Here is a 23,334-nt window from a genome sequence, read left to right on the forward strand (position 1 = left end):
TTAGTTGGTTGCGGCAGAAGGACTCCATACGGGGTCCTTTTTACTTGCCTTTGCAATCTCAGCTAAGATTTTTTCGTGCAACTGGCAATCTTCTTCACTTGCGGTCATGAGTTTGAGTTTGCTTGGTAAGGCTTTCATTTGACCAGAGGCATCGGTGCCAACGGTGTAGTCAATTAGATCGATGGATAGATCTTCTTGGCCACGCGTCATGGCTACATAGACCTCGGCTAGTAACTGGGCGTCAAGTAAGGCGCCGTGCAAGGTGCGGTGTTGATTGCTAATGGCAAAGCGTTCACAGAGAGCGTCGAGAGAATTACGCTTACCTGGAAACATTTGACGGGCATCGAGGAGGGTGTCAGTAATTTTGGAAGCAAGCCCTCTGAAAGCGGGGCGCTTGAGCAAAGCAAATTCGTTATCCAGGAATCCCAAGTCAAACGCTGCGTTATGAATGACTACCTCGGCACCATCAACAAACTCAATCAACTCTTCAACAATATTCGCAAATACTGGTTTATCGGATAAGAATTCACGAGATAGTCCGTGCACTGCAAAAGCACCTGCATCAATATCACGTTCAGGATTGATGTAGTAATGGAAAGTGCGATCGGTTAGTCGACGACCCACCATCTCAACGCAACCGATTTCAATAATACGATCGCCAGTTGCAGGATTAAGACCCGTGGTTTCGGTATCGAGAATAACTTGACGCATTAGCTGCCTTCTAAAACAGATTGAGGAATTTGCATTGGGCCATTACCCGCATATTTATTTAGATAGAGATAAATTACGGGAGTAATGATTAAGGTAACAAATTGAGAGAAGATCAATCCACCGGCTACGCTAATGCCTAAAGGTTGACGCAGTTCAGCGCCTGCACCTAAGCCAAGCGCAATCGGCAGTGCCCCCATAAGAGCAGCAATGGTTGTCATCATGATGGGTCGGAAGCGCAAGATACAAGCCTCACGAATTGCTTTTTCAGGTGAAAGCCCTCGGTTACGTTGAGCGTCTAATGCAAAGTCGATCATCAGAATCGCATTCTTTTTCACGATACCAATTAGCAGCAGTATGCCAATCGATGCAACGATGGTGAGTTCAAATCCAAAAATTCGCAAGGCTAGAATGGCGCCAATCGCAGCAGAGGGTAGGCCGGCCAAAATAGTGAGAGGGTGAATATAGCTCTCGTACAAGACGCCCAGGAGAACATAAATGACCCCTAAAGCGCCAAGCAATAAAATGATTTGGCCAGATTGATTGCTTTTAAATACTGCTGCGTCACCGCCATAGCTAGTGATGATTGAGGGCGGCAGCTTAATTTCTTCTGCAAACTTATCAATCGCTTTAGTGGCATTTCCCAGAAAAACTTCCGGTGCTAAATTGAAGGAAATGGTCACAGCGGGAATTTGACCTTGATGGTTTACGGAAGTGGGTCCCACTGTGCGTGTAAACGTTGCTAAGCTTGATAAAGGGATCAGTGTATTAGTCGATCTGCCTCGGACGTAGACTTTATTAAGATCAGTTTCAAATTGTCGATCGTTCTCGGCGGTCTCTAGAATAACGCGGTAGGTATTGACTGGTGTATAAATCGTCGAGACTTGACGCTCACCAAATGAAGAGTAAAGCGCTGTTCGGATATCTGAAATCGAAACGCCTGCACTAGCTGCTTTTTCACGATCAATATCAATTTTGACGTTCAAACCTTTTAGCTGTGAATCACTGGTGACATCTCTGAAAATAGGATCAGAGCGCATCTTCTCGAGCATTTTCTCAGCCCACTCATTCACACCTTCAAATCCTACACTTTGAAGCGTATATTGATAGCGGCTTTTGCTGCTACGACCACCAAGTTGTAAGTTTTGTACCGGACTCATATAAATCTGAATACCAGGAATTTCTTTAAATTTAGTCCGCAAGCCCTCCATGACCTTACTCATCTTCTGGCGTTCGCTCTTGGGTTTCAGGATCACAAAGAATCTACCAGTATTTCGTCCTGAGCTCATACCTCCTCCAAGAATGGAGATAGATGTTGCTACATTCGGGTCTTCATCAACGATGACTGCGGCACGATCTTGTAATTCAAGCATCGTTTTAAACGAAGTATCTTGGGCTGCTTCAACCGTAATGCGGAGTTGGCCAATATCTTCTTCTGGAAAGAAACCTTTGGGGCTGAATGCAAAGAGAGCAATAGTCAGGATAAAAGTAGCGATAGTGCCCCACAATACTTTTTTTCTATTGATTAGCGCTAGATCTAAATAGTGAGTATAGGTATTGAGAAACCACGTAAATATACGATCAAAGCCCTTCGTGAGTGGATAGCTTTTTGATTCGCCATGCTGCTCCTTGAGAAATCGACTACATAGCATCGGCACAATAGTCAAAGAGGCTACTGCAGAGACCAGAATCGAGAGGGTGACAACAACTGCAAATTCTCTAAAGAGAAGCCCGATAGGACCTGCCATAAAAAAGAGTGGAATAAATACAGCGACAAGAGAGAGGGAGATGGAGACAATCGTAAATCCAACTTCTTTACTTCCTTTTAATGCCGCTTTTAGAGGGCTCATGCCACCTTCGATGTAGCGCATGATGTTTTCCAGCACAACAATCGCATCATCAACCACTAATCCAACCGCCAGAGTAATGCCTAGGAGAGAGATGTTGTCTAGGCTATACCCCATAAAATAAAAGACGAAAAAAGCACCAATGAGAGAAATCGGCAAGCTAATCGAGGGGATGACGGTGGCTGCAATATTCTTGAGAAATAAGAAGATGACAAGTACAACCAATGCAATTGTCAGTATCAGCGTGAGATTGACATCGTGGATCGATTCGATAATAGACGTTGAGCGATCATTAATGAGGCTGAGCTGAATTGATTCAGGTAACTGTGCTTTAAGAGTGGGGAGCAAGCGCTTAATCTCGTTCACAACTTCTACTGTGTTTGCATTAGGCTGGCGCATCACCCCCATTGCAATTGAGCGCTCACCTTTAGCGGTTGCAAAGGTTTTAACATCCTCATAACTCTCTTCAACGACAGCAACATCTTTGAGATAGACTGGGAAGCCATTGCGTTGCGCAACGATCAGATTGCCAAATTCTTCGGCTTTAACGAGTTGCGGATTTGCATAGATCGTAATCAGTTGCCGTGGGCCATCTAGCGTGCCGATAGGGCTATTAGTGTTGGCTTTATTAATGGCAGCAGCCAACTCATCCATGGTGATATTGCGATTGCCTAACGCATCCGGTTGAGCGCTAACGCGAATCGCATATCGTTTGGCGCCATAGACATTTACTTGTGAAACGCCGCTAATGGTGGATAGATTAGGCGCCATCAAATTTTCAGCGTAATCATTAATTTCCGATAGGCTGATGGATGGTGAGCTCATCCTGATAATGATGACTGGGGTATCCGCTGGATTGATTTTGCGATACGACGGTGGAATCGTCATCTCAATAGGTAGACGTCTTTGAGCTCGTAATAAAGCTGCTTGAACATCAACAGCTGCCTTATCAATATCGCGATCATTATTAAACTCAAGGGTAACGCTAGTAGCACCTAAGGTACTACTTGAACTAATGATTTTGATGCCATCGATAGTAGAAAACTCTTTTTCTAAAGGCAGTGCTACAGCTGAAGCCATGTTCTCGGGTGATGCGCCCGGTAGACTTGCTGTAACCGAAATAATTGGCGTATTAAAGCTGGGTAGGGCGGCAACAGGAATCTTAAAATAAGCGACGCTTCCAGCGATAACGGTAGCTAGCGAGAGCAAAACCGTCATGACCGGCCTTCTAATACATAATTCTGAGAGCGTCATTTTGCTTGGGCTGCAGGAGTGTTGGCAGGTTTAGCTTCGCGCACTTTGCTTCCTGTGCGCAGATTCTGTTTGCCTTCAACGACAATTCGTTGGCCAACTTCTAGACCGTTGACAACCGAAGTGCCTTGGTATTCATAGCTCACGGTGATGGGTTTGGCTGCTACCTTGCCATCCTTATCCACAATATAGACTAAGCGTCCTTTAGGATTCATGACGATCGCTTCAGATGGAATGGCGATGACATTTTTTAATGTATTCGCATTTAAGGACACGCGCGCAAATTGACCAGGTAGCAACTCGTACTTCTCATTTGGTATTTGCGCTTTGACGCGAACTGCTGCTATTTGAGGATCAATTTGGTTATCGACCACCAATACTTCACCGTTGAAAACTCTTTGAGTATTGTTACCAACTGTCACCTGTACTTTCATAGGTGTACCACTCTGTTTGCTTTCTAAAAGAATGGGAATATCTTTTTCTGGAATCACAAACTGAACATTAATTGGATTAAGTTGTGTAATTGTGACCATTGAGCTGGTGGTGGAGGTCGAAGATGCGTTGGTTGCGCTGATCACTGTATTGCTAGCCTGCACCAGGGTCCCTGGGAAAACATTGATGATGCCGGCCTTTCCATCAATCGGTGAGCGAATAAAGTCGAAAGAAAGTTGAACGCGAGCAGTCTCTGCAGCTGCTTGGGCTGACTTTGCATTGGCTAATGCAGTTTCTAATCCTGCTTTTGAAATGAAGTTCTTAGTAACGAGCTCCTTGGCACGTAAGTATTGTTTTTGAGCATCATCAGCTAAGGCTTTGAGCTTTTCATAGTTAGCCGTGTCAGTTCGATTGTCGAGGGTAAATAAGAGTTCACCCGCTTTGACGTCTTGCCCATCTTTAATATGAATCTTGTCAACTTTATTGGTGACCATTGGGCGGATATCCACAATGCTATTGGAAACAATTGTTCCGGTAGCTTCAATGACAAGTGGAATATCTTTCTTTTCGGTCACCATGCTGGTGATAGTTTGAACTGCACCAGCTTTGCCGCTAGGTGGGAAAAAGTAGTCGTAAGCCTTTGAGCCAGCAAATAAGATGAGCGCCACAATCACAATACGCCACTTGTACTGCAATACCAAAGCTTTGCCAGTGGGGTAATCCAATTTTTGCTTTAACGAGAATGTAGGGGAGATTTTGTGCCACACTTTGCACAAGCGCGCCATGACCCAGTTTTTGAGTAATGGCAATTTGGCAACTGTTTTATCTAGCGCTGATTCTATTTTGGACACGTTCTCGAATTTTCTTGGATTTATATGGATTTGAGGCTCTTTTTGGAGCCAATTTATATCTTTTCATTCTCTCACAAGACCAGTAAAAACGGGCTTGGGGGCAATGCTTTGGCCTAAGGTAAAAATTCCTCTACACCCCGATTGGCTAGTAAGTCAGCCAACTCATTTCCAGGGTGGCCGTTGTGTCCACGTACCCAATGCCAGGAGATCTTGTGTTCAGGGATGAGAGCATCCAACTCTTGCCATAAATCCGCATTCTTGACTGGATCTTTGCTGGCCGTCTTCCAGCCTCTTTTCTTCCAACCCTCGAGCCACTCAGTGACACCTTTTTGGACGTACTGTGAGTCTGTCCAAAGCTCTACGGAGCTAGTTTGCTTTAGGGCTCGTAGCGCATGAATAACGGCGCTAATTTCCATGCGGTTATTGGTGGTGTGCTCAGCCCCACCATGCAAATGCTTCTCATGAGCTCCTGAGCGTAAAACTGCGCCCCAGCCGCCCGGGCCAGGATTGCCTTTGCAGGCGCCATCGGTATAAATCACGATATGAGGCAAGGTTTTGGTTTGAGACATTCCGTTAATTTACTTTGTCTTGGTTATTGGCTAGGTTCTGTCTACTTTCAGTTGCCGGACTTAATTGGGAGATTGCTGGGAGCCGTAAACCCTGAACCTGGCCAATGAGCCGTATACCTTGCTGACGTTTAATAGCGGAGACCAAAAAAACAGCCCCAAAAATAGGCCACCAGCGGTTGCCAGCATGCTCCATAAAATCCATTCTGCCCATCCCTGATTCACTACTCAGGGGGAGTTTGTAACACCCAAAATGACCGCGGTCTAATGAGAAGTTCAATAGCTGCAACCAGTCTTTCACTCTAAGTAGGCCAATAAATTGCCCGTCCCGAGGCAGGTAAGGGCTGCCTATCAAGCGGCTGAGATATTGGCGCATACCCCAAAGACTAGCCGGGTTAAAGCCGGAAATAATGAGACGACCCTCTGGGCGCAGGACGCGCTCAGCTTCCCGCAGAATTTGATGGGGATCCGCAGCAAATTCCAAGACATGCGGTAGCACTAATAAATCGATGGTTTCGGAGGCAAAAGGGAGTTCGCTAGGACTGCCTTCAACCTGATGCCAATTGAATTCAGTAAGCTGTTTTTGGCGATCATTGGAGTGAATCAGGAGCGCGTGCAAAGGCATACGGTTTTCTGCCAGGGTATTAATTTGTGGCAAACCGATTTGTACGGCATAAAAACCGAAGACATCAGCCACGATCTGATTGAAGCATTTCTGCTCCCAGGCCAACACATAGCGTCCTGGGGGCGATTGCAGCCACTTTTCCCATGAACTCCATGGTGGTGCAGGCATCTGGGATGGTGAGGGTGGGATTGGTATCATGGGCGTATGGTGAAGAATACTTTATTGCATGTTTGGCCGATACCGGCTTTTGATGACAACTACATCTGGTGCATTCATGATGGTCAATCCGCATTGATCGTAGATCCAGGCGACGCTGACCCCGTCTTGAAATATCTGGAGCAACAAAACCTCACTTTGACGGGTATTTTAATTACCCATCACCATGCTGACCATACTGGTGGCATTTTGAATCTACTGCAGGCGCTGGGATCGGTTCCAGTCTATGGTCCAGCCAGCATTGATATTCCTGCTCGTACTAATGCCATGATGGAAGGCGATAAGATTGAAGTGGCTGCGCCGCGCATCAGCTTTGAGGTGTATGAGGTGCCGGGACACACTCTGAGTCACATTGCTTACTTTGCGAATATGCAGGCTAATGTGGTCGAGCCTATGTTGTTCTGCGGCGATACCTTGTTTGCCTCTGGTTGTGGCCGTTTATTCGAAGGCACCCCAACACAGATGAGTCAATCTCTCGCTAAGTTCATCTCCTTGCCGAAAAATACCCTGGTGTATTGCACTCATGAATACACCTTATCGAATATCCGATTTGCTCTAGCAGTTGAACCCAATAATGCGAACCTGATTACTTGGGCAGAGGCTGCTAAAGCTCTTCGAGATCAACATTTACCAACCTTGCCAACCACTATCGGACAGGAGTTGCAAGTGAACCCCTTTATGCGTTGTGATCAACAGGCTGTAATTGATGCAGCTATCGAAGTCTCTGGTGAAAAATTGTTGCCAACACCTGCACATGTTTTGGCGGTGATTCGGGCTTGGAAGGATCGGTTCTGATGTTGTGGCGCTATGCAGTGATCTTGCTGATTGCTGCACTCTCTGGTTGTGCAAGTACTGGAGATTGGTCTTCGGATCCCACCGGTTCATTGGATCCACGGGCGGCAAAAGCGAAGCGGGTCAATCTCAAGGATCAATCTGTCAGCAGCATCTATGCGCCATCGAGTAATTTGTGGATTCGTATCCGCGATGGCTTTCAGATGGAGCCGATGAATACTCCTCTGGAGATTGAGCAGGTGAGGTGGTTAAGTGCTCGACCTGACTATGTGCATCGATCAATGGAGCGTTCTTCACGTTATTTGTTTTATATCGTTCAAGAGGTTCATACACGCAATATGCCGATGGAGATTGCGCTCCTTCCCTTTGTTGAGAGTGCTTTTGTGACGAATGCTAAATCCAGTGCAAAGGCCATGGGTTTATGGCAATTTATGCCAGCAACCGGGAAAGACTTTCAGCTGACGCAAAACGTCTTTAGAGATGAGCGCAGGGATGTATTGCAGTCAACTGATGCTGCCCTCGATTATTTGCAGCGTTTACACAAGCAGTTTGGTAGCTGGGAGCTTGCTTTAGCAGCTTATAACTGGGGGGCAGGTAATGTGGCTAAAGCCCAAAAGCGAAATTTGGCCGCGAGATTGCCTACTGATTACCTTAGTCTCAAAATGCCTAATGAGACTCGCAACTATGTCCCTAAGTTGATGGCCTATCGGCAGATCGTTTTAGATCCCCAAGCCTATGGCATCGTCTTGCCTGAATTGGAAAATCATCCTTACTTTGTGGCAGTAGATGTTGGCAGTGATATTGATGTTAGTTTGGTCATTAAGTTGGCGGAGATTCCATCTGAAGAGTTTCATAATCTAAACCCATCATTTAATAAGCCGGTGATTTTGAGTAACGCCAATCAGCAGATCTTGCTGCCTTTTGGACATGCAGAAATCTTTCAAGAAAATCTCAAAAAGTACACCAAGCCGCTTTCCACTTGGACCGCGGTGCGCATTGCAAAAACTGAGCCAGTAGATAAGGCTGCTAAGACCCTGGGAGTAGATGCTGATGCTCTACGAGATATCAATGGGATTCCAAAAGGAATGCGCATAAGGGCGGGCTCAACTGTACTTGTCCCCAAAACCAACCAAAATTCTGGGGATATTTCAGTGGCGATGGCAGAAAATGCGAATCTGAGCCTAGTTAAACCAGCCCCAGCCCCTAAAAAATGTGCAAAAGGGGCTAATTGTTCCTCAGGAAAGTCTTCAAAAGCAGCGGGGCAGGGCAAATCTTCCTCAAATAGCTCTGGCTCTCAGCATAAACACGCATCGACAGGGCTTGCAAAATCTGCGAAAAATGGAACTGCGAAAGTTACTAGCCCTTCAGCTAAGACGTCAAATGCCAAAGGAACTAGCAAAATCCAATAATCTCAGAATCTTTAATTTACTTATTTAGGTTGACCATGTCCTATAAATCAGAACACGAACGCTCCATTAAAGACCCAGATGGTTTCTGGGGAGAGCAGGCAAAACTCATTCATTGGGAGAAGCCATTCAATAAGGTTCTAGATTACGCAAACCCTCCGTTTGCAAAATGGTTTGAAGGTGGTTTAACCAATCTTTGCTACAACGCAGTTGATCGCCATCTTCAGGATCGTGCAGATCAAATTGCTCTCGTTGCTGTGTCAACAGAAACCAATGTAGAAAAAGCGTATACATTCAAAGAGCTCTACGAAGAAGTTAATCGTATGGCTGCTATCTACAAGGCCAATGGTGTTCAAAAAGGCGATCGCGTATTGATCTACATGCCGATGATTGCTGAAGCATGTTTTGCAATGCTCGCTTGCGCACGTATCGGTGCTATTCACTCTGTCGTGTTTGGTGGCTTTGCATCCCATAGCCTTGCTTCACGTATCGATGATGCAAAACCAAAGATGATTGTGACCTCAGAGGCAGGATCGCGTGGTGGCAAATCGGTTCCCTACAAGCCATTGCTAGACGAGGCTATTACGCTGGCAAGTTACAAACCAGAAAAAGTATTGATCGTGAATCGCGGCTTAACTGAGTTCACTACAGTTGCTGGACGTGATTTGGATTACGCAAGTGAGCGCCAAAAACACTTAAATGACTTGGTGCCAGTTGAGTGGGTTGATGCCACACATCCCTCCTATATTTTGTATACATCTGGCACAACCGGCAAGCCTAAGGGTGTGCAGCGTGATACCGGTGGTTACGCTGTGGCCTTGATGTCCACAATGAATCACATCTTCTGTGGCAAGCCTGGTGAAACCATGTTTACTACTTCAGACATTGGTTGGGTTGTTGGTCATAGCTACATCATCTATGGCCCATTGCTTAATGGTATGGCTACGATCATGTACGAGGGCACTCCATTGAGCCCAGATGCAGGTATCTGGTGGAAGCTGGTAGAGAAGTACAAAGTCTCAGTCATGTTCTCTGCGCCAACAGCAGTTCGTGTTTTGAAGAAGCAAGATCCTGCATTCTTAACAAAATATGATCTTTCAACATTACGTGCCTTGTTCTTGGCGGGCGAGCCTTTGGATGAGCCAACTGCAAGTTGGATTCATGATGCGATTAAGAAGCCGATTGTCGATAACTACTGGCAGACAGAAACTGGCTGGCCTATGTTGGCAATTCAGCGTGGCGTTGAAGTAATGCCGCATAAATTTGGTTCACCTGGTGTTCCATCATTTGGTTACAACATGAAGTTGTTGGATGACGCTACTTCAGAAGAGTTGGGTTCAGACAAGAAGGGCGTGATTGCTATCGAGGGACCCCTGCCTCCAGGTTGTATGCAAACTGTTTGGGGTGATGACAAGCGCTTTGTTAGCACCTACTGGGAAACCATTCCCGGTAAGACGATTTATTCCACCTTTGACTGGGGCATCAAAGATGATGACGGCTACTTCTTCATCTTGGGCCGTACCGATGATGTGATTAACGTTGCTGGCCACCGTTTAGGCACTCGTGAGATCGAGGAGAGTATTTCTGGCCATTCCAATGTTTCAGAAGTGGCGGTAGTGGGTATTGAAGATAAGCTCAAAGGTCAGGCTGCGATTGCTTTTGTGATTCCTAAGGATTCTTCTAACACCGCAACTTTGGAAGCGGAGTGTATGAAAACTGTGGACTCCACATTGGGCGCGATTGCTCGTCCAGGGCGTGTTTATATTGTGACGGCCTTGCCTAAGACGCGTTCTGGCAAGATTGTCCGCCGCGCACTCCAAGCTGTTGCTGAAGGGCGTGATCCTGGAGATATCAGCACCATGGAAGATCAGACTGTTTTAGCTCAAATTAAGACCATCATCGAGCAAAGCGTGAAGTCTTAAATCCTCTGTAAATGATCAAAATAAGCCCCTCAGTCGGATGACTTGGGGGCTTATTACCTTCCAGGCTTGATTGGCTGGGAATCCAAGGGTTTATACGCAAAACTGGTATCATTGTTAGGTTCAAAACTTAATAAATTACCCTAGCGCTTAAAGACACTCACCTCCCGCACAAACAGTCCTGGGTTGGTCTTTTTGGGGTGTTGAGCGTCGGATGGAGCAGGGACTGGAGATGGTTTGTCACCCTTGCTTCCTTCTTTTCCTCCCGCCGTGTTGGCTCTAGCCGACGGCACTGTATTTCCCGGTCTGAGTATTGGCGCCCCTGGCGAAACTACCGGCGAAGTCGTTTTTAATACCGCACTCACTGGCTATCAAGAGATCATTACCGATCCTAGTTATTCACGCCAAATTGTTACTCTGACTTATCCCCATATTGGTAACGTTGGGGTGAACGGTCAGGATGCTGAGTCGGATCAAATTCATGCTGCTGGTTTGGTCGTTAAAGATCTTTCCAAGCGCGTATCGAATTTCCGCTCTGAAGAAACTCTAGATGCCTATTTGACTAAGGCAGGTGTAGTTGGCATCTCAGGTATCGATACTCGCAAACTGACCCGCATTCTTCGAGACAAGGGCGCTCAGTCTGGCGCAATAGTTGCTGGCAAGATGGGTGATGATGTAGAGGCTCTCGGTAAGAAAGCTTTGGAATTGGCTAAAGCCTTCCCAGGCATGGCTGGTTTAGATCTGGCTAAGGTGGTGACTACCAAGTCCCCATATCAATGGCGCGAAGCCGAGTGGGATCTTCATGGTCCAGACGGCAAACCTGCATACAGAAGTTTAGATGCTAGTAAGCCGATCAAAAAAGTCGTCGCTTATGACTTTGGTGTGAAGCGCAATATTTTGCGCATGCTCACCGAGCGTGGCTGTGAGTTAACGATTGTTCCCGCGCAAACTAGTGCTGCTGAAGTATTGGCGATGAATCCAGATGGCGTGTTCTTCTCAAATGGCCCCGGAGATCCTGGGCCTTGTGACTATGCTATTGCCGCTGCAAAAGAAATTATTGAAAAGGGTATTCCAACCTTCGGCATCTGTCTAGGTCACCAGATCATGGGCTTGGCCGCCGGTGCTAAAACTTTGAAGATGAAGTTTGGTCACCATGGTGCAAACCATCCTGTAAAAGATCTAGATACTGGGCGCGTAGCGATTACCTCCCAGAACCATGGTTTCGCGGTGGATGCCAATACCTTGCCTGACAACATTCGTGTGACGCACGTCTCTTTATTTGACGGATCCCTACAAGGTTTGGCTTGGAAAGATAAGCCTGCATTGTGTTTCCAAGGTCACCCTGAGGCCTCACCAGGTCCTCATGACATTGCCTATTTATTTGATCGTTTTGTGGAGCTCATGAATGCTGCCGCTGTTGGTAATAAGGGGGGCAAATAATGCCTAAGCGTAGCGACATTAAGAGCATTCTGATTATTGGTGCTGGTCCGATTGTGATTGGACAAGCCTGTGAGTTTGACTATTCTGGTGCGCAAGCTTGTAAAGCTTTGCGTGATGAAGGTTACAAAGTCATTTTGGTGAACAGTAATCCAGCCACCATCATGACTGACCCAGAGATGGCGGATGTAACTTACATCGAGCCAATCACCTGGGAAGTGGTAGAGCGCATTATTGCTACTGAGAAACCGGATGCAATTTTGCCAACGATGGGCGGACAAACTGCCTTGAACTGTGCACTCGATTTGCATCGTCATGGTGTTCTTGAAAAATACGGTTGCGAATTGATCGGTGCTTCACCAGAAGCCATTGATAAAGCAGAAGATCGACAAAAGTTTAAAGATGCGATGACCAAAATTGGTCTGGGCTCTGCTAAGTCGGGTATTGCGCACTCAATGGATGAAGCGCATGAAGTACAGCAGCGTATTCAAAAAGAAACTGGCAGCTTGGGTTTCCCGGTCGTCATTCGTCCTTCATTCACTATGGGTGGATCAGGCGGTGGTATTGCTTATAACCGCGAAGAATTTGAAGAGATCTGCAAGCGCGGTTTAGATTTGTCTCCAACACGTGAGCTCTTAATTGAAGAGTCTCTCTTAGGTTGGAAAGAGTTTGAGATGGAAGTGGTGCGTGACCGTGCCGATAACTGCATCATCGTTTGCTCAATCGAAAACTTAGATCCTATGGGTGTGCATACCGGTGACTCGATCACTGTTGCTCCAGCACAAACATTAACGGATAAAGAATATCAATTGATGCGAAATGCATCGATTGCTGTATTGCGTGAGATTGGTGTAGACACTGGCGGATCAAACGTCCAGTTCTCAATCAACCCAGTGGATGGTCGCATGATCGTCATTGAGATGAACCCACGGGTTTCACGTTCATCGGCGCTGGCCTCTAAAGCAACCGGTTTCCCAATTGCGAAGATTGCTGCAAAGCTCGCTGTTGGCTATACCTTGGATGAGTTAAAGAACGACATTACTGGTGGTGCAACCCCAGCATCTTTTGAGCCATCCATCGACTATGTTGTCACGAAGATTCCTCGCTTTGCATTTGAGAAGTTCCCGCAAGCAGATTCTCGCTTAACAACCCAGATGAAATCGGTAGGAGAGGTGATGGCTATTGGCCGCACTTTCCAAGAGTCATTCCAAAAAGCTCTGCGTGGCTTAGAAGTTGGTGTGGATGGCTTGGATGAAGTCTCGACAGACTTAGATGACATCATTCAAGAAATTGGCGAGCCAGGTCCAGACCGTATTTGGTATTTGGCTGACGCTTTCCGTATGGGAATGGGTTTAGATGAGGTTTATAACGAGACTAAGGTAGATCCTTGGTTCTTGGAGCAGATCGAAGAACTCATCACAATGGAGACAGAGCTCAAACAGCGCAAGATTGATAGCCTTTCAGCGCCTGAGTTGCGCTTCATTAAGCAAAAAGGTTTTTCGGATCGTCGCTTAGCTAAGTTGCTTGGGGTAGATGCCGCCTCAGTACGCGCCGCACGTCATCGTCTCAAAGTGGTGCCTGTTTACAAGCGTGTAGATACCTGCGCAGCAGAGTTCTCTACAAATACTGCGTATTTGTATTCCACTTACGAAGCAGAGCACGGCGAGTGCGAATCTCAACCAACAAACAAAGACAAGATCATGGTCTTGGGTGGTGGTCCAAACCGTATCGGTCAAGGCATTGAGTTTGACTACTGCTGCGTGCACGCTGCTTTAGCAATGCGTGATGATGGTTATGAAACCATCATGGTGAACTGCAATCCAGAAACTGTTTCTACTGACTACGACACATCTGATCGTTTGTATTTCGAGCCATTGACCCTAGAAGACGTTTTAGAGATCGTCGCCATTGAAAAGCCAAAAGGTGTGATCGTGCAGTACGGCGGCCAGACTCCATTGAAGTTGGCTTTGGATCTCGAGGCTAATGGTGTTCCAATCATCGGTACATCACCAGATATGATCGATGCCGCAGAAGATCGCGAGCGTTTCCAGAAGTTATTGCATGAATTGAACTTGCGTCAGCCGCCTAACCGTACAGCGCGTGCGGAAGATGAGGCTCTGAAGCTTGCTGAAGAAATTGGTTATCCATTGGTAGTTCGTCCTTCCTATGTCTTGGGTGGCCGCGCTATGGAAATTGTTCATGATGGCCGCGATCTCGAGCGCTACATGCGTGAGGCAGTTAAGGTTTCTCATGACTCACCAGTATTGTTAGATCGCTTCTTAAACGATGCCATTGAGTGTGATGTGGACTGTATTAGCGATGGTCAGCGTGTATTCATTGGTGGTGTGATGGAGCACATTGAACAAGCTGGCGTTCACTCTGGCGACTCTGCTTGTTCATTGCCGCCATATTCCTTATCCGATGAGACGATTGCAGAAATCAAGCGTCAAACTGCTGCGATGGCCAAAGGTCTTAATGTAGTCGGTCTGATGAACGTGCAGTTTGCGATCCAGAATGTGGATGGCAAGGATGTCATTTACGTTCTGGAGGTAAACCCGCGCGCTTCCCGTACAGTGCCATTTGTATCTAAGGCAACCGGTTTGCAGTTAGCCAAGATTGCAGCGCGCTGCATGGTTGGACAGACTCTGGATCAGCAGGGCATCAAATCAGAAGTGAAGCCTGCCTACTATTCAGTGAAAGAAGCAGTATTCCCATTCAATAAGTTCCCAGGTATTGATCCAATCCTCGGGCCAGAGATGCGATCTACTGGTGAAGTCATGGGTGTGGGTAAAACCTTTGGCGAAGCCTTATTCAAGTCTCAGCTAGGTGCTGGCATTAAATTGCCCAAGAGCGGAACTGTGGTGTTGACTGTTAAGGATAGTGATAAGCCTAAAGCAGTAGAGGTGGCTAAGCTCTTGCATCAACTAGGCTTCCCAATGGTCGCTACTAAAGGGACAGCTGCAGCTATTGAAGCAGCTGGTTTGCCAGTTCGTGTAGTGAATAAAGTAAAAGATGGCCGCCCGCATATTGTGGACTTGATCAAGAATGGCGAAATCTCTTTAGTATTTACTACTGTGGATGAGACTCGTACTGCTATTGCCGACTCACGCTCTATTCGTACAAGTGCGCAGGCCAATAATGTGACTTACTACACTACGATTAGTGCAGCACGAGCAGTCATGGATGGTTTGATGACTTCACAAAATGGCAATAAAGAGTCCCTTGAAGTATATTCATTGCAGAATCTGCATAAGACTCTCAATTAATTTAAGTTAGGTAAGAAGCATGAGCACAATTCCTATTACTAAGCGTGGCGCAGAACTCCTCAAGGAGGAGTTGCATCGCTTAAAGCATGTTGAGCGCCCATCGGTGATTAATGCCATCTCTGAAGCACGTGCACAGGGCGATCTTTCTGAGAACGCTGAATACGATGCAGCTAAAGAGAAGCAGGGCTTCATTGAGGGGCGCATTCAGGAGCTTGAAGGAAAGCTCTCTGCAGCCCAAATCATTGATCCAGCAACTTTGGATGTGAATGGCCGCGTAGTATTTGGTGCCACTGTAGATCTGGAGGATCTAGAGGATGGCACTAAGCTCACCTATCAGATCGTTGGTGATGATGAAGCTGACATTGCTGTCAATAAGATTTCCATTAGCTCACCGATTGCTCGGGCTTTGATTAGTAAAGAAGAGGGTGATGTTGTTGCTGTTCAGGCCCCTGGTGGTAATCGCGAAGTAGAAATTCTTGCGGTTCGTTACATCTAATTCAAACCCAGAATTAATATGCAAACCTTAGAGACCTCTGACCATATTGGGGCTCAAAGACTCTTTATTTTGATTGCAGGTATTTGGGTTGGTAGCCTTCTCGCAGTAGGCTACTTAGTTGCACCGGCGATTTTTAGCACCATGAGTGACCGTCAGGCAGCGGGCATGGTTGCTGGCAGCATTTTTAAATTAGAGGCTTACCTTAGTTTGATTGTGTGCATCGGTCTGATGGTATTAGCCAATCTCTTGGTGAATCGTGGGCTCAATCAATTCAGAATCATTCGTTGGCTCTTATTGGCGATGTTGCTATGTTCCCTTGCAGCCGCTTTTGTTTTCATTCCTTGGATGAATACTCTGAGGGATAACGCTTTAGACCAAGGTATGCCAGTCATGCTCTCACCCTCAGCAACTTTGTTTGGCAGGCTGCATGGTGCCTCCAGCATTCTATTTATGCTGCAGAGTCTTCTGGGCATCTTCTTGGTTTGGCGACTCACTAAAAGATGAAGTCAGAGCCAAGGTAAAAGTTAAGCCAAGAGTTAAGTAATAAAAAACGCCGACTAGCGGCGTTTTTTATTTGGTAGCAGTAAGCTGCAATATTCAGCTTAAGAACCTAAAGATTTCTTCTTCGTGCTGCTCATACGGACTTTGCGCTTCTTAATCGGAGCCGGTGCAGCAACTGCCTTGCGATAGCCCGGTGATGACCAACCAATTTTGGATTCAGCAGCATCAGCGCGTAGAACACGCTTCTTCGGGGTAGCGCTTTTTACTGCAGCCGCTCTTTCAAATGGTGACTTGCTCGCTGCAGAGCGACGATCCGACCTCTCGGAAGTGCTGGTGCGAACGCCAGCTTTTGCCACAACTCGATTTGGTTGACGCTTAGTACGTGGAGCTTGCAATGATTTCTTAGTTTGCTTGCTTGATCGACCTAAATTGAGCATTGCTGCATCGACGATATCGATAGGCTTCCACAGAACGAGTAGTTTTCCGATATGCTGAATTGGAGCTGCACCTAGTTTGTCGCAAAGCTCTTCATAGATGGCAATACGCGCATCACGATCATCACCAAATACGCGAACTTTAATCAAACCGTGATGAGAAATTGCTAACTTTGCCTCTTTAATGACCGCAGGGGTCAGGCCATCGCCACCGATCATGACAACTGGGCTCAGTCCATGGGCATCGGCTTTAAGGGATTTACGTTGTGCGGGGGTAATAGTAAGTGCAGTCATGGCCTCGATGATAGAGCATTAGGGCTTGTAAAACAGGGCTTTCGGCCTCATATATGTGGATATGAAGTTGTTTTAAGTCGATTCCTTTTGCCTTGTAGGGCATAAACAAGGAAAATGGACGTCGAAAGTGGGTAAGTTGTGGCAAAGAATAAATTTAATAAAAGTTGGTTGCAGGATCACTTAAATGATCCTTACGTGAAGATGGCTCAAAAAGAGGGTTATCGCGCACGAGCCGTTTATAAACTGAGCGAAATAGACGAGCAGGACCGACTCATCAAAGCAGGTATGACCATTGTGGATCTGGGGAGTGCTCCTGGGAGCTGGTCCCAATACGCCCGTAATCGGCTGACTGAGCTGGGGAAAAATAATCCGAATATTGAATCCGGAAAACCAGATGGAACCATCATTGCGATTGATATCCTGCCAATGGAGGATATTGCTGATGTTTCCTTTATTCAAGGGGACTTTCGTGAGGATGAGGGCTTAAAGGCGCTTGAAGCGCTTTTGCCTGCCGATGCAGATGGAAAAGTCGATCTAGTGATGTCGGATATGGCACCCAATTTATCTGGGGTCGGCGTAGCGGATGCGGCTCGGATGGCCTTTTTGGCTGAAATTGCACTGGATTTTTCGGTTCAGCACCTCAAGCCTGATGGGGCCTTACTGATTAAGTGCTTTAACGGTAGTGGCTATAGCCAAATCGTAGAATCCTTTAAAAGGGTCTTTAAAACGGTCGCTTCCAGAAAGCCTAAGGCCTCTAGAGCAAAGTCTTCGGAGATCTTTTTATTGGGTAGAGACCTGAAGCCACCCAAATAACCCCCTAAAAGTAGGGGCTTATTAAATAAATTGGGTCTCAGCCCTTGAAAAAGCCTAGTAGTAGAATCAAATACTTAGGTATAGCAATCCGCTTTAACTCCCGGATTAATCCGGCAAAGGTCTGTTTTGAATAACAACATGCTGCAAAAAATTGGTGTTTGGCTCATTGTGGGTCTCGTGCTCTTTACTGTTTTTAAACAGTTTGATAAGCCAAAAGACGCCAATCAAGTCACTTATTCTCAATTCATGGACGATGCCAAAGCTGGCAAAGTAAAAAGAGTTGATGTGCAAGGTCGCACTCTGCAAGTGACTCCGAATGACGGCAGCAAGTACTCCATCATCTCCCCGGGAGATATTTGGATGGTTGGCGATCTCATGAAATTTGGTGTTCAGGTAACCGGTAAAGCGGATGACGAGCCAAATATGCTGGTTTCTGCTTTGTATTACCTTGGACCGACTTTATTGATTATTGGTTTCTGGTTCTTCATGATGCGTCAGATGCAAGGTGGTGGCAAGGGCGGGGCATTCTCATTCGGAAAATCTAAAGCCCGCTTGATTGATGAGAATAGCAATACTGTTACTTTTGCTGATGTTGCTGGTTGCGATGAAGCTAAAGAAGAGGTCTTTGAGATCGTTGACTTTTTGAAGGATCCGCAAAAGTTTCAAAAGCTGGGCGGCCGTATTCCGCATGGCGTATTGCTAGTAGGCCCTCCGGGTACTGGTAAGACTTTGCTGGCACGTGCGATTGCAGGTGAAGCAAAGGTTCCTTTCTTCTCTATCTCTGGTTCTGATTTCGTGGAGATGTTTGTTGGTGTCGGTGCATCACGTGTGCGTGACATGTTTGAGAACGCCAAGAAAAATTCTCCTTGCATCATTTTTATTGATGAGATTGATGCGGTTGGTCGTCATCGTGGTGCTGGTATGGGCGGCGGTAATGATGAGCGTGAACAAACTCTGAACCAAATGCTGGTTGAGATGGACGGCTTTGAAAGCAATAGCGGTGTGATTGTGGTTGCTGCAACTAACCGTTCTGACGTTTTGGATCGCGCCTTATTGCGTCCAGGTCGTTTCGATCGTCAAGTACACGTTGGCTTGCCAGACATTCGTGGTCGTGAGCAAATCCTGCAAGTCCATATGCGTAAGGTGCCAATTGATCCGGACGTCGATGCAGCTGTATTGGCGCGTGGAACTCCTGGTTTCTCGGGCGCTGATTTAGCAAACTTGGTTAATGAGTCTGCATTGTTTGCAGCGCGTCGCAACAAGCGTGCTGTCGACATGAAAGACTTTGAAGATGCTAAAGATAAGATCTACATGGGTCCTGAGCGTAAGTCTGCTGTGATGCGTGAAGAAGAGCGTCGTAATACGGCGTATCACGAGTCTGGTCACGCAGTCGTTGCTAAGGTATTGCCTAAAGCTGACCCAGTACATAAGGTCACCATTATGCCGCGCGGTATGGCTCTTGGTGTGACATGGCAGTTACCAGAATTTGATCGTGTGAACTTGTATAAAGACCGCATGATGGAAGAGTTGGCGATTTTATTTGGTGGCCGTGCTGCTGAAGAAGTCTTCTTGCATTCCATGAGTACAGGCGCATCGAATGACTTTGAGCGTGCTACCAAAATGGCGCGTGACATGGTGACTCGTTACGGTATGAGTGATAGCTTAGGTACTATGGTCTACGTCGATACTGAATCTGAAGGTATGTTCGGTCGTTCCAGCTCCAAAACAGTTTCTGAGTTAACTCAGCAAAAGGTGGATTCAGAGATTCGCGCATTGGTAGATAGCCAATATGCATTGGCAAGATCCATTCTTGAGCAAAACCGTGACAAGGTTGAAGCTATGGTTGCTGCTTTGATGGAATGGGAAACTATTGATGCTGAACAAATCAATGACATCATGGAAGGCCGTCCACCACGTGCACCAAAGCCGCCACCAGCAACCCAGTTTGGTAACTCTGCTGGTACGCCAGGTCCTGCTGCGGGTGCTGCACCAGCGACTGCTTAATTAGCTCTAGCTAATAGCAAGGTGATGAAGCAAAATCTGCCCGCAACATGGCGTTGCGGGCGTTTTCTTTTTGATTTCAGTAAACATCAGCGCCCACTGGTGATGGGTATTCTGAATGCCACACCAGACTCCTTTTCGGATGGTGGTAAGTTCAGAACTCCAAGTGATGCTATTGCGCAAGCAGAGCACATGATTGCTAATGGCGTAGACATCATTGATATCGGTGGCGAATCGACCCGTCCAGGCGCAGAGCCTGTAGCACTCCAGGAAGAATTAGATCGTGTCTTGCCAGTGATTGAAGCTTTAAAAGATTGCGGCGTAGCCTTGTCAATCGATACCTATAAAGCCGAGACCATGTGCCAAGCACTCAAGGCTGGAGTCGATTGCGTGAATGACATCTGGGCATTACGACAAGAGGGCGCAGTTGAAGCAATTCTTGAGAGTGATCAAGATAATCCAGATAAGCAATGCGGCATTGTTTTGATGCATATGCAACGCGATCCACAAACAATGCAATTTGATCCTGAGTATCAAGATGTGATTGCAGAGGTAAAAGAATTTTTACAAGAGCGCGTTAACTTGTTAGTGAATGCAGGCGTTGCTAAAAATAGAATTGCCATCGATCCTGGATTTGGATTTGGGAAGAGTTTGGAGCATAACCTTAAGATGCTGGCTGAATTTGATCAATTCTCCCAATTGGGGTATCCGGTCTTGGCGGGGATCTCTCGTAAATCGATGTTGGGTAAATTAACAGGCCGAGATACTAATGAGCGGGTAGCCCCCAGTGTTGCCGCTGCCATTCTGGCTGCTGACCGTGGTGCTCGTATTATTCGGGTGCATGATGTGCCTGAAACTGTTGATGCACTCAAGATATGGGCAGCGGTTCAGAACTAGGTCACTAGGTCTAGTAATCCAGATAGCCACAAGTTTTATAATTAAACCTATGAAAAAACAATACTTTGGTACTGATGGCATCCGCGGTGAAGTAGGGCAATTTCCGATTGTTCCCGAGTTCATTACTCGCCTTGGCTATGCTGCTGGAAAAGTCCTGGTCCAAAACGCAAAGCCAGGTGAGCGTTGCAAAGTATTGATTGGAAAAGATACCCGTGTCTCTGGATATTTATTGGAGGCCGCTTTAGAGGCAGGCTTCGCTGCCGCGGGTGTTGACGTCAAGTTGTGCGGTCCTATGCCAACACCCGGTGTTGCTTATCTTACTAAGGCCTTGCGCTTATCTGCCGGTGTAGTGATTTCAGCATCACATAATGCTTATCAAGACAACGGTATTAAATTCTTCTCCGCCGAAGGCGGTAAGCTCACCGATGAATTTGAATTAGCAATCGAAGCTGAACTTGCTAAACCGATGGGCTGTGTTAGCTCTAAAGAATTAGGCAAGGCATTTCGTATTGATGATGCTGCTGGTCGTTATATTGAATTTTGTAAATCGACTTTTCCCGGTGAGCTCAATCTCAAGGGAATGAAGTTGGTAGTAGATTGCGCCAATGGTGCCGCATATCACACGGCTCCTCATGTTTTTCATGAGCTTGGTGCAGAAGTCATTTCGATTGGAGTTCATCCCGATGGTAGAAACATTAATGATGGATGCGGTGCCACTGCTCCAGCGGCATTAATTGAAAAAGTCAAAGAGACTAAAGCGGATCTTGGGATAGCTTTGGATGGGGATGCCGATCGCTTGCAGATGGTAGACGCTTCAGGAAGATTATTTAATGGTGATGAACTCTTATACGTACTCGCCAAAGATCGTCTTTCCCGCGGAGAAAATTTAGGCGGCGTGGTCGGTACTTTGATGACCAACTTGGCCGTTGAAAATGCCATCAAAGCATTGGGTATTGGATTTGAGCGTGCCAATGTGGGCGATCGTTATGTCTTGGAGTTGCTTAAACAAAAAGGGTGGATCATTGGTGGCGAGGGATCCGGTCATCTCCTGTGTTTAGATCAGCACTCTACTGGGGATGGCACCATTGCCGCATTGCAGGTCCTGGCCGCTATGAGTCAGGCCAAGAAGAGCCTGGCTCAACTACTGGATTCCGTAAAAATCTTCCCCCAAGTGCTTCTCAATATTAAATTTAAGGCGGGGTACGACTGGAAGGCGGACAGCGCTCTTAAATCCCAGATTTCTCAAGTAGAAACAGAGCTCAAAGGTACGGGCAGGGTACTGATTAGGGCTTCCGGTACTGAGCCTGTCCTTAGAGTGATGGTCGAAGCCAATGATGACGCTATTGCCCTTAGTGCCGCGAAAAATATTGCTAGCTTAATACCATCCGCCTAAGTAATTGAATTTATTGAGATATTTTCCAATAAATTCTTTGTCACAAAAGGGTCATACTGAATCCGTATTGTTCAGTTATCGCAATGTTGCGAGAACTAAACGAGGATTACTTCACATGAAATCATTTTTGAAAAAAGCGCTAGTTATTGGTGCGATTTCAGTAGCCCCAGTTGCTTTTGCAGCCGATATGACCGGTGCTGGCGCAACATTCCCATACCCAATGTACGCTAAATGGGCAGAAGCCTACAAAGCAAAGACTGGCTCAAATTTAAATTACCAATCCATTGGTTCTTCCGGTGGTGTCAAGCAAATTAAAGCAAAGACTGTAGACTTCGGTGCATCTGACAATCCAGTGAAATTTGAGGATTTAGAAAAAGAAGGTTTAGTTCAATTCCCAGCGATTATTGGTGGTGTGGTTCCAGTAATTAACGTTGAAGGCGTTAAACCTTACGAGCTCAAGTTATCACCAGATACTTTGGCTGATATTTTTCAAGGTGTAATCACCAACTGGAACGACAGACGCCTTGTGTTGAATAATCCTGGCATGAAGATGCCAAATTTGCCAATCACCGTTGTTCACCGTGCGGACGGCTCTGGAACTACTGCAATTTTTACCAATTATTTGGCTAAAGTAAGTCAAAACTGGAAAGATGCTGTTGGTGAAGGCGCGGCTGTTAAATGGCCTGCTGCATCTTCTGTAGGCGGCAAAGGTAACGAAGGTGTTGCTGCGAACGTATCTCGAGTTAAAGGTGCGATTGGTTACGTAGAGTATGCATATGCCAAGAAAAACAAGCTGATCAGTGTTTCATTGAAAAACAAAGATGGTCAATTTGTTCAGCCTGACGATACAACCTTTGCAGCAGCTGCGGCAGGTACCGACTGGTCTAAGATTCCAGGTATGGGCACATTCATCACCAATGCTTCTGGTGCTAAGTCATGGCCAATCACTGGTGCATCATTCATCTTGATGTACAAAAACCCAGAGAAGAAAGCTAACTCTGCTGAAGTATTGAAGTTCTTTGACTTTGCTTTCAAAGAAGGTAAGCAAATGGCTCTTGAGCTCGACTATGTTCCAATGCCTGATGTGACTACTGACTTTATTCGTAAGAATGTCTGGTCTAATATTGCTACTAAGTAATTTGTTAGATTGATTGTTTAATCTCAACGCTGAAACAGCTCCACTGATGGG

At 46.4% G+C, this 23,334-nt stretch carries 18 protein-coding genes; 12 read left to right on the forward strand and 6 right to left on the reverse strand.

Annotation, left to right across the window (positions count from 1 at the left end):
* The 5 genes from dnaQ to FD975_RS04230 all read right to left on the reverse strand — a co-directional run bounded on the left by dnaQ (position 1) and on the right by FD975_RS04230 (position 6,478).
* Positions 1–711, reverse strand: coding sequence for a DNA polymerase III subunit epsilon (gene dnaQ / locus FD975_RS04210; RefSeq protein ID WP_215303374.1), 711 nt, complete (start codon positions 709–711; stop codon positions 1–3).
* Positions 711–3,809 (reverse strand): efflux RND transporter permease subunit, encoded by a 3,099-nt coding sequence (locus FD975_RS04215; protein WP_215303376.1) that lies wholly within the window; start codon positions 3,807–3,809, stop codon positions 711–713. The genes dnaQ and FD975_RS04215 overlap by 1 nt, the downstream gene beginning before the upstream one ends.
* Entirely contained in the window at positions 3,806–5,089 is a 1,284-nt protein-coding gene (locus tag FD975_RS04220; RefSeq protein ID WP_215303378.1) for an efflux RND transporter periplasmic adaptor subunit, read from the reverse strand. The genes FD975_RS04215 and FD975_RS04220 overlap by 4 nt, the downstream gene beginning before the upstream one ends.
* Positions 5,090–5,202: 113 nt before the next feature.
* On the reverse strand, positions 5,203–5,658 hold the full coding sequence (gene rnhA / locus FD975_RS04225) for a ribonuclease HI (protein ID WP_371743392.1): 456 nt from the start codon (positions 5,656–5,658) through the stop codon (positions 5,203–5,205).
* Between the two features lie 4 nt (positions 5,659–5,662).
* Positions 5,663–6,478, reverse strand: a complete 816-nt coding sequence (locus FD975_RS04230) for a class I SAM-dependent methyltransferase (RefSeq protein WP_215303379.1) — start codon at positions 6,476–6,478, stop codon at positions 5,663–5,665.
* A gap of 6 nt (positions 6,479–6,484) precedes the next feature.
* Between FD975_RS04230 and gloB the strand changes: the two genes are divergently transcribed.
* The 7 genes from gloB to FD975_RS04265 all read left to right on the forward strand — a co-directional run bounded on the left by gloB (position 6,485) and on the right by FD975_RS04265 (position 16,316).
* Positions 6,485–7,291 (forward strand): hydroxyacylglutathione hydrolase, encoded by an 807-nt coding sequence (gene gloB, locus FD975_RS04235; protein ID WP_215303381.1) that lies wholly within the window; start codon positions 6,485–6,487, stop codon positions 7,289–7,291.
* Positions 7,291–8,697, forward strand: a complete 1,407-nt coding sequence (locus FD975_RS04240) for a transglycosylase SLT domain-containing protein (protein WP_215303382.1) — start codon at positions 7,291–7,293, stop codon at positions 8,695–8,697. Before gloB ends, FD975_RS04240 begins: the two co-directional genes overlap by 1 nt.
* A gap of 35 nt (positions 8,698–8,732) precedes the next feature.
* The gene (locus FD975_RS04245; protein WP_215303384.1) at positions 8,733–10,616 is read left to right on the forward strand and encodes a propionate--CoA ligase; all 1,884 of its coding nucleotides are present in this window, start codon (positions 8,733–8,735) and stop codon (positions 10,614–10,616) included.
* Between the two features lie 243 nt (positions 10,617–10,859).
* Complete coding sequence (gene carA, locus FD975_RS04250; protein ID WP_215303823.1) at positions 10,860–12,053, forward strand: glutamine-hydrolyzing carbamoyl-phosphate synthase small subunit; 1,194 nt, start codon at positions 10,860–10,862, stop codon at positions 12,051–12,053.
* The gene (gene carB / locus FD975_RS04255) at positions 12,053–15,316 is read left to right on the forward strand and encodes a carbamoyl-phosphate synthase large subunit (RefSeq protein WP_215303386.1); all 3,264 of its coding nucleotides are present in this window, start codon (positions 12,053–12,055) and stop codon (positions 15,314–15,316) included. Before carA ends, carB begins: the two co-directional genes overlap by 1 nt.
* A gap of 19 nt (positions 15,317–15,335) precedes the next feature.
* The gene (gene greA / locus FD975_RS04260) at positions 15,336–15,812 is read left to right on the forward strand and encodes a transcription elongation factor GreA (protein ID WP_215303388.1); all 477 of its coding nucleotides are present in this window, start codon (positions 15,336–15,338) and stop codon (positions 15,810–15,812) included.
* An 18-nt stretch (positions 15,813–15,830) separates the two neighbouring features.
* Complete coding sequence (locus tag FD975_RS04265) at positions 15,831–16,316, forward strand: DUF4149 domain-containing protein (RefSeq protein WP_215303389.1); 486 nt, start codon at positions 15,831–15,833, stop codon at positions 16,314–16,316.
* A 98-nt stretch (positions 16,317–16,414) separates the two neighbouring features.
* On the opposite strand, the gene FD975_RS04270 is transcribed toward FD975_RS04265, so the two are convergent.
* Positions 16,415–17,041 carry a YhbY family RNA-binding protein gene (locus FD975_RS04270; protein ID WP_215303391.1) on the reverse strand — a complete coding sequence of 209 codons (627 nt, stop codon included), beginning with the start codon at positions 17,039–17,041 and terminating at the stop codon, positions 16,415–16,417.
* Between the two features lie 138 nt (positions 17,042–17,179).
* On the opposite strand from FD975_RS04270, the gene FD975_RS04275 reads away from it, so the two are divergent.
* The 5 genes from FD975_RS04275 to pstS all read left to right on the forward strand — a co-directional run bounded on the left by FD975_RS04275 (position 17,180) and on the right by pstS (position 23,283).
* Complete coding sequence (locus FD975_RS04275) at positions 17,180–17,854, forward strand: RlmE family RNA methyltransferase (RefSeq protein ID WP_215303393.1); 675 nt, start codon at positions 17,180–17,182, stop codon at positions 17,852–17,854.
* A 126-nt stretch (positions 17,855–17,980) separates the two neighbouring features.
* Positions 17,981–19,858 (forward strand): ATP-dependent zinc metalloprotease FtsH, encoded by a 1,878-nt coding sequence (gene ftsH / locus FD975_RS04280; protein ID WP_215303395.1) that lies wholly within the window; start codon positions 17,981–17,983, stop codon positions 19,856–19,858.
* A gap of 24 nt (positions 19,859–19,882) precedes the next feature.
* Complete coding sequence (folP, locus tag FD975_RS04285) at positions 19,883–20,752, forward strand: dihydropteroate synthase (protein ID WP_215303396.1); 870 nt, start codon at positions 19,883–19,885, stop codon at positions 20,750–20,752.
* 49 nt (positions 20,753–20,801) lie between these two features.
* Positions 20,802–22,145 carry a phosphoglucosamine mutase gene (glmM, locus tag FD975_RS04290; protein ID WP_215303398.1) on the forward strand — a complete coding sequence of 448 codons (1,344 nt, stop codon included), beginning with the start codon at positions 20,802–20,804 and terminating at the stop codon, positions 22,143–22,145.
* A gap of 115 nt (positions 22,146–22,260) precedes the next feature.
* Positions 22,261–23,283, forward strand: a complete 1,023-nt coding sequence (pstS, locus tag FD975_RS04295) for a phosphate ABC transporter substrate-binding protein PstS (protein WP_215303400.1) — start codon at positions 22,261–22,263, stop codon at positions 23,281–23,283.
* The last annotated feature ends 51 nt before the right edge of the window (positions 23,284–23,334 follow it).

The sequence above is a fragment of the Polynucleobacter sp. AP-Jannik-300A-C4 genome (assembly GCF_018688335.1).
In the GTDB taxonomy this organism is placed as follows: domain Bacteria; phylum Pseudomonadota; class Gammaproteobacteria; order Burkholderiales; family Burkholderiaceae; genus Polynucleobacter.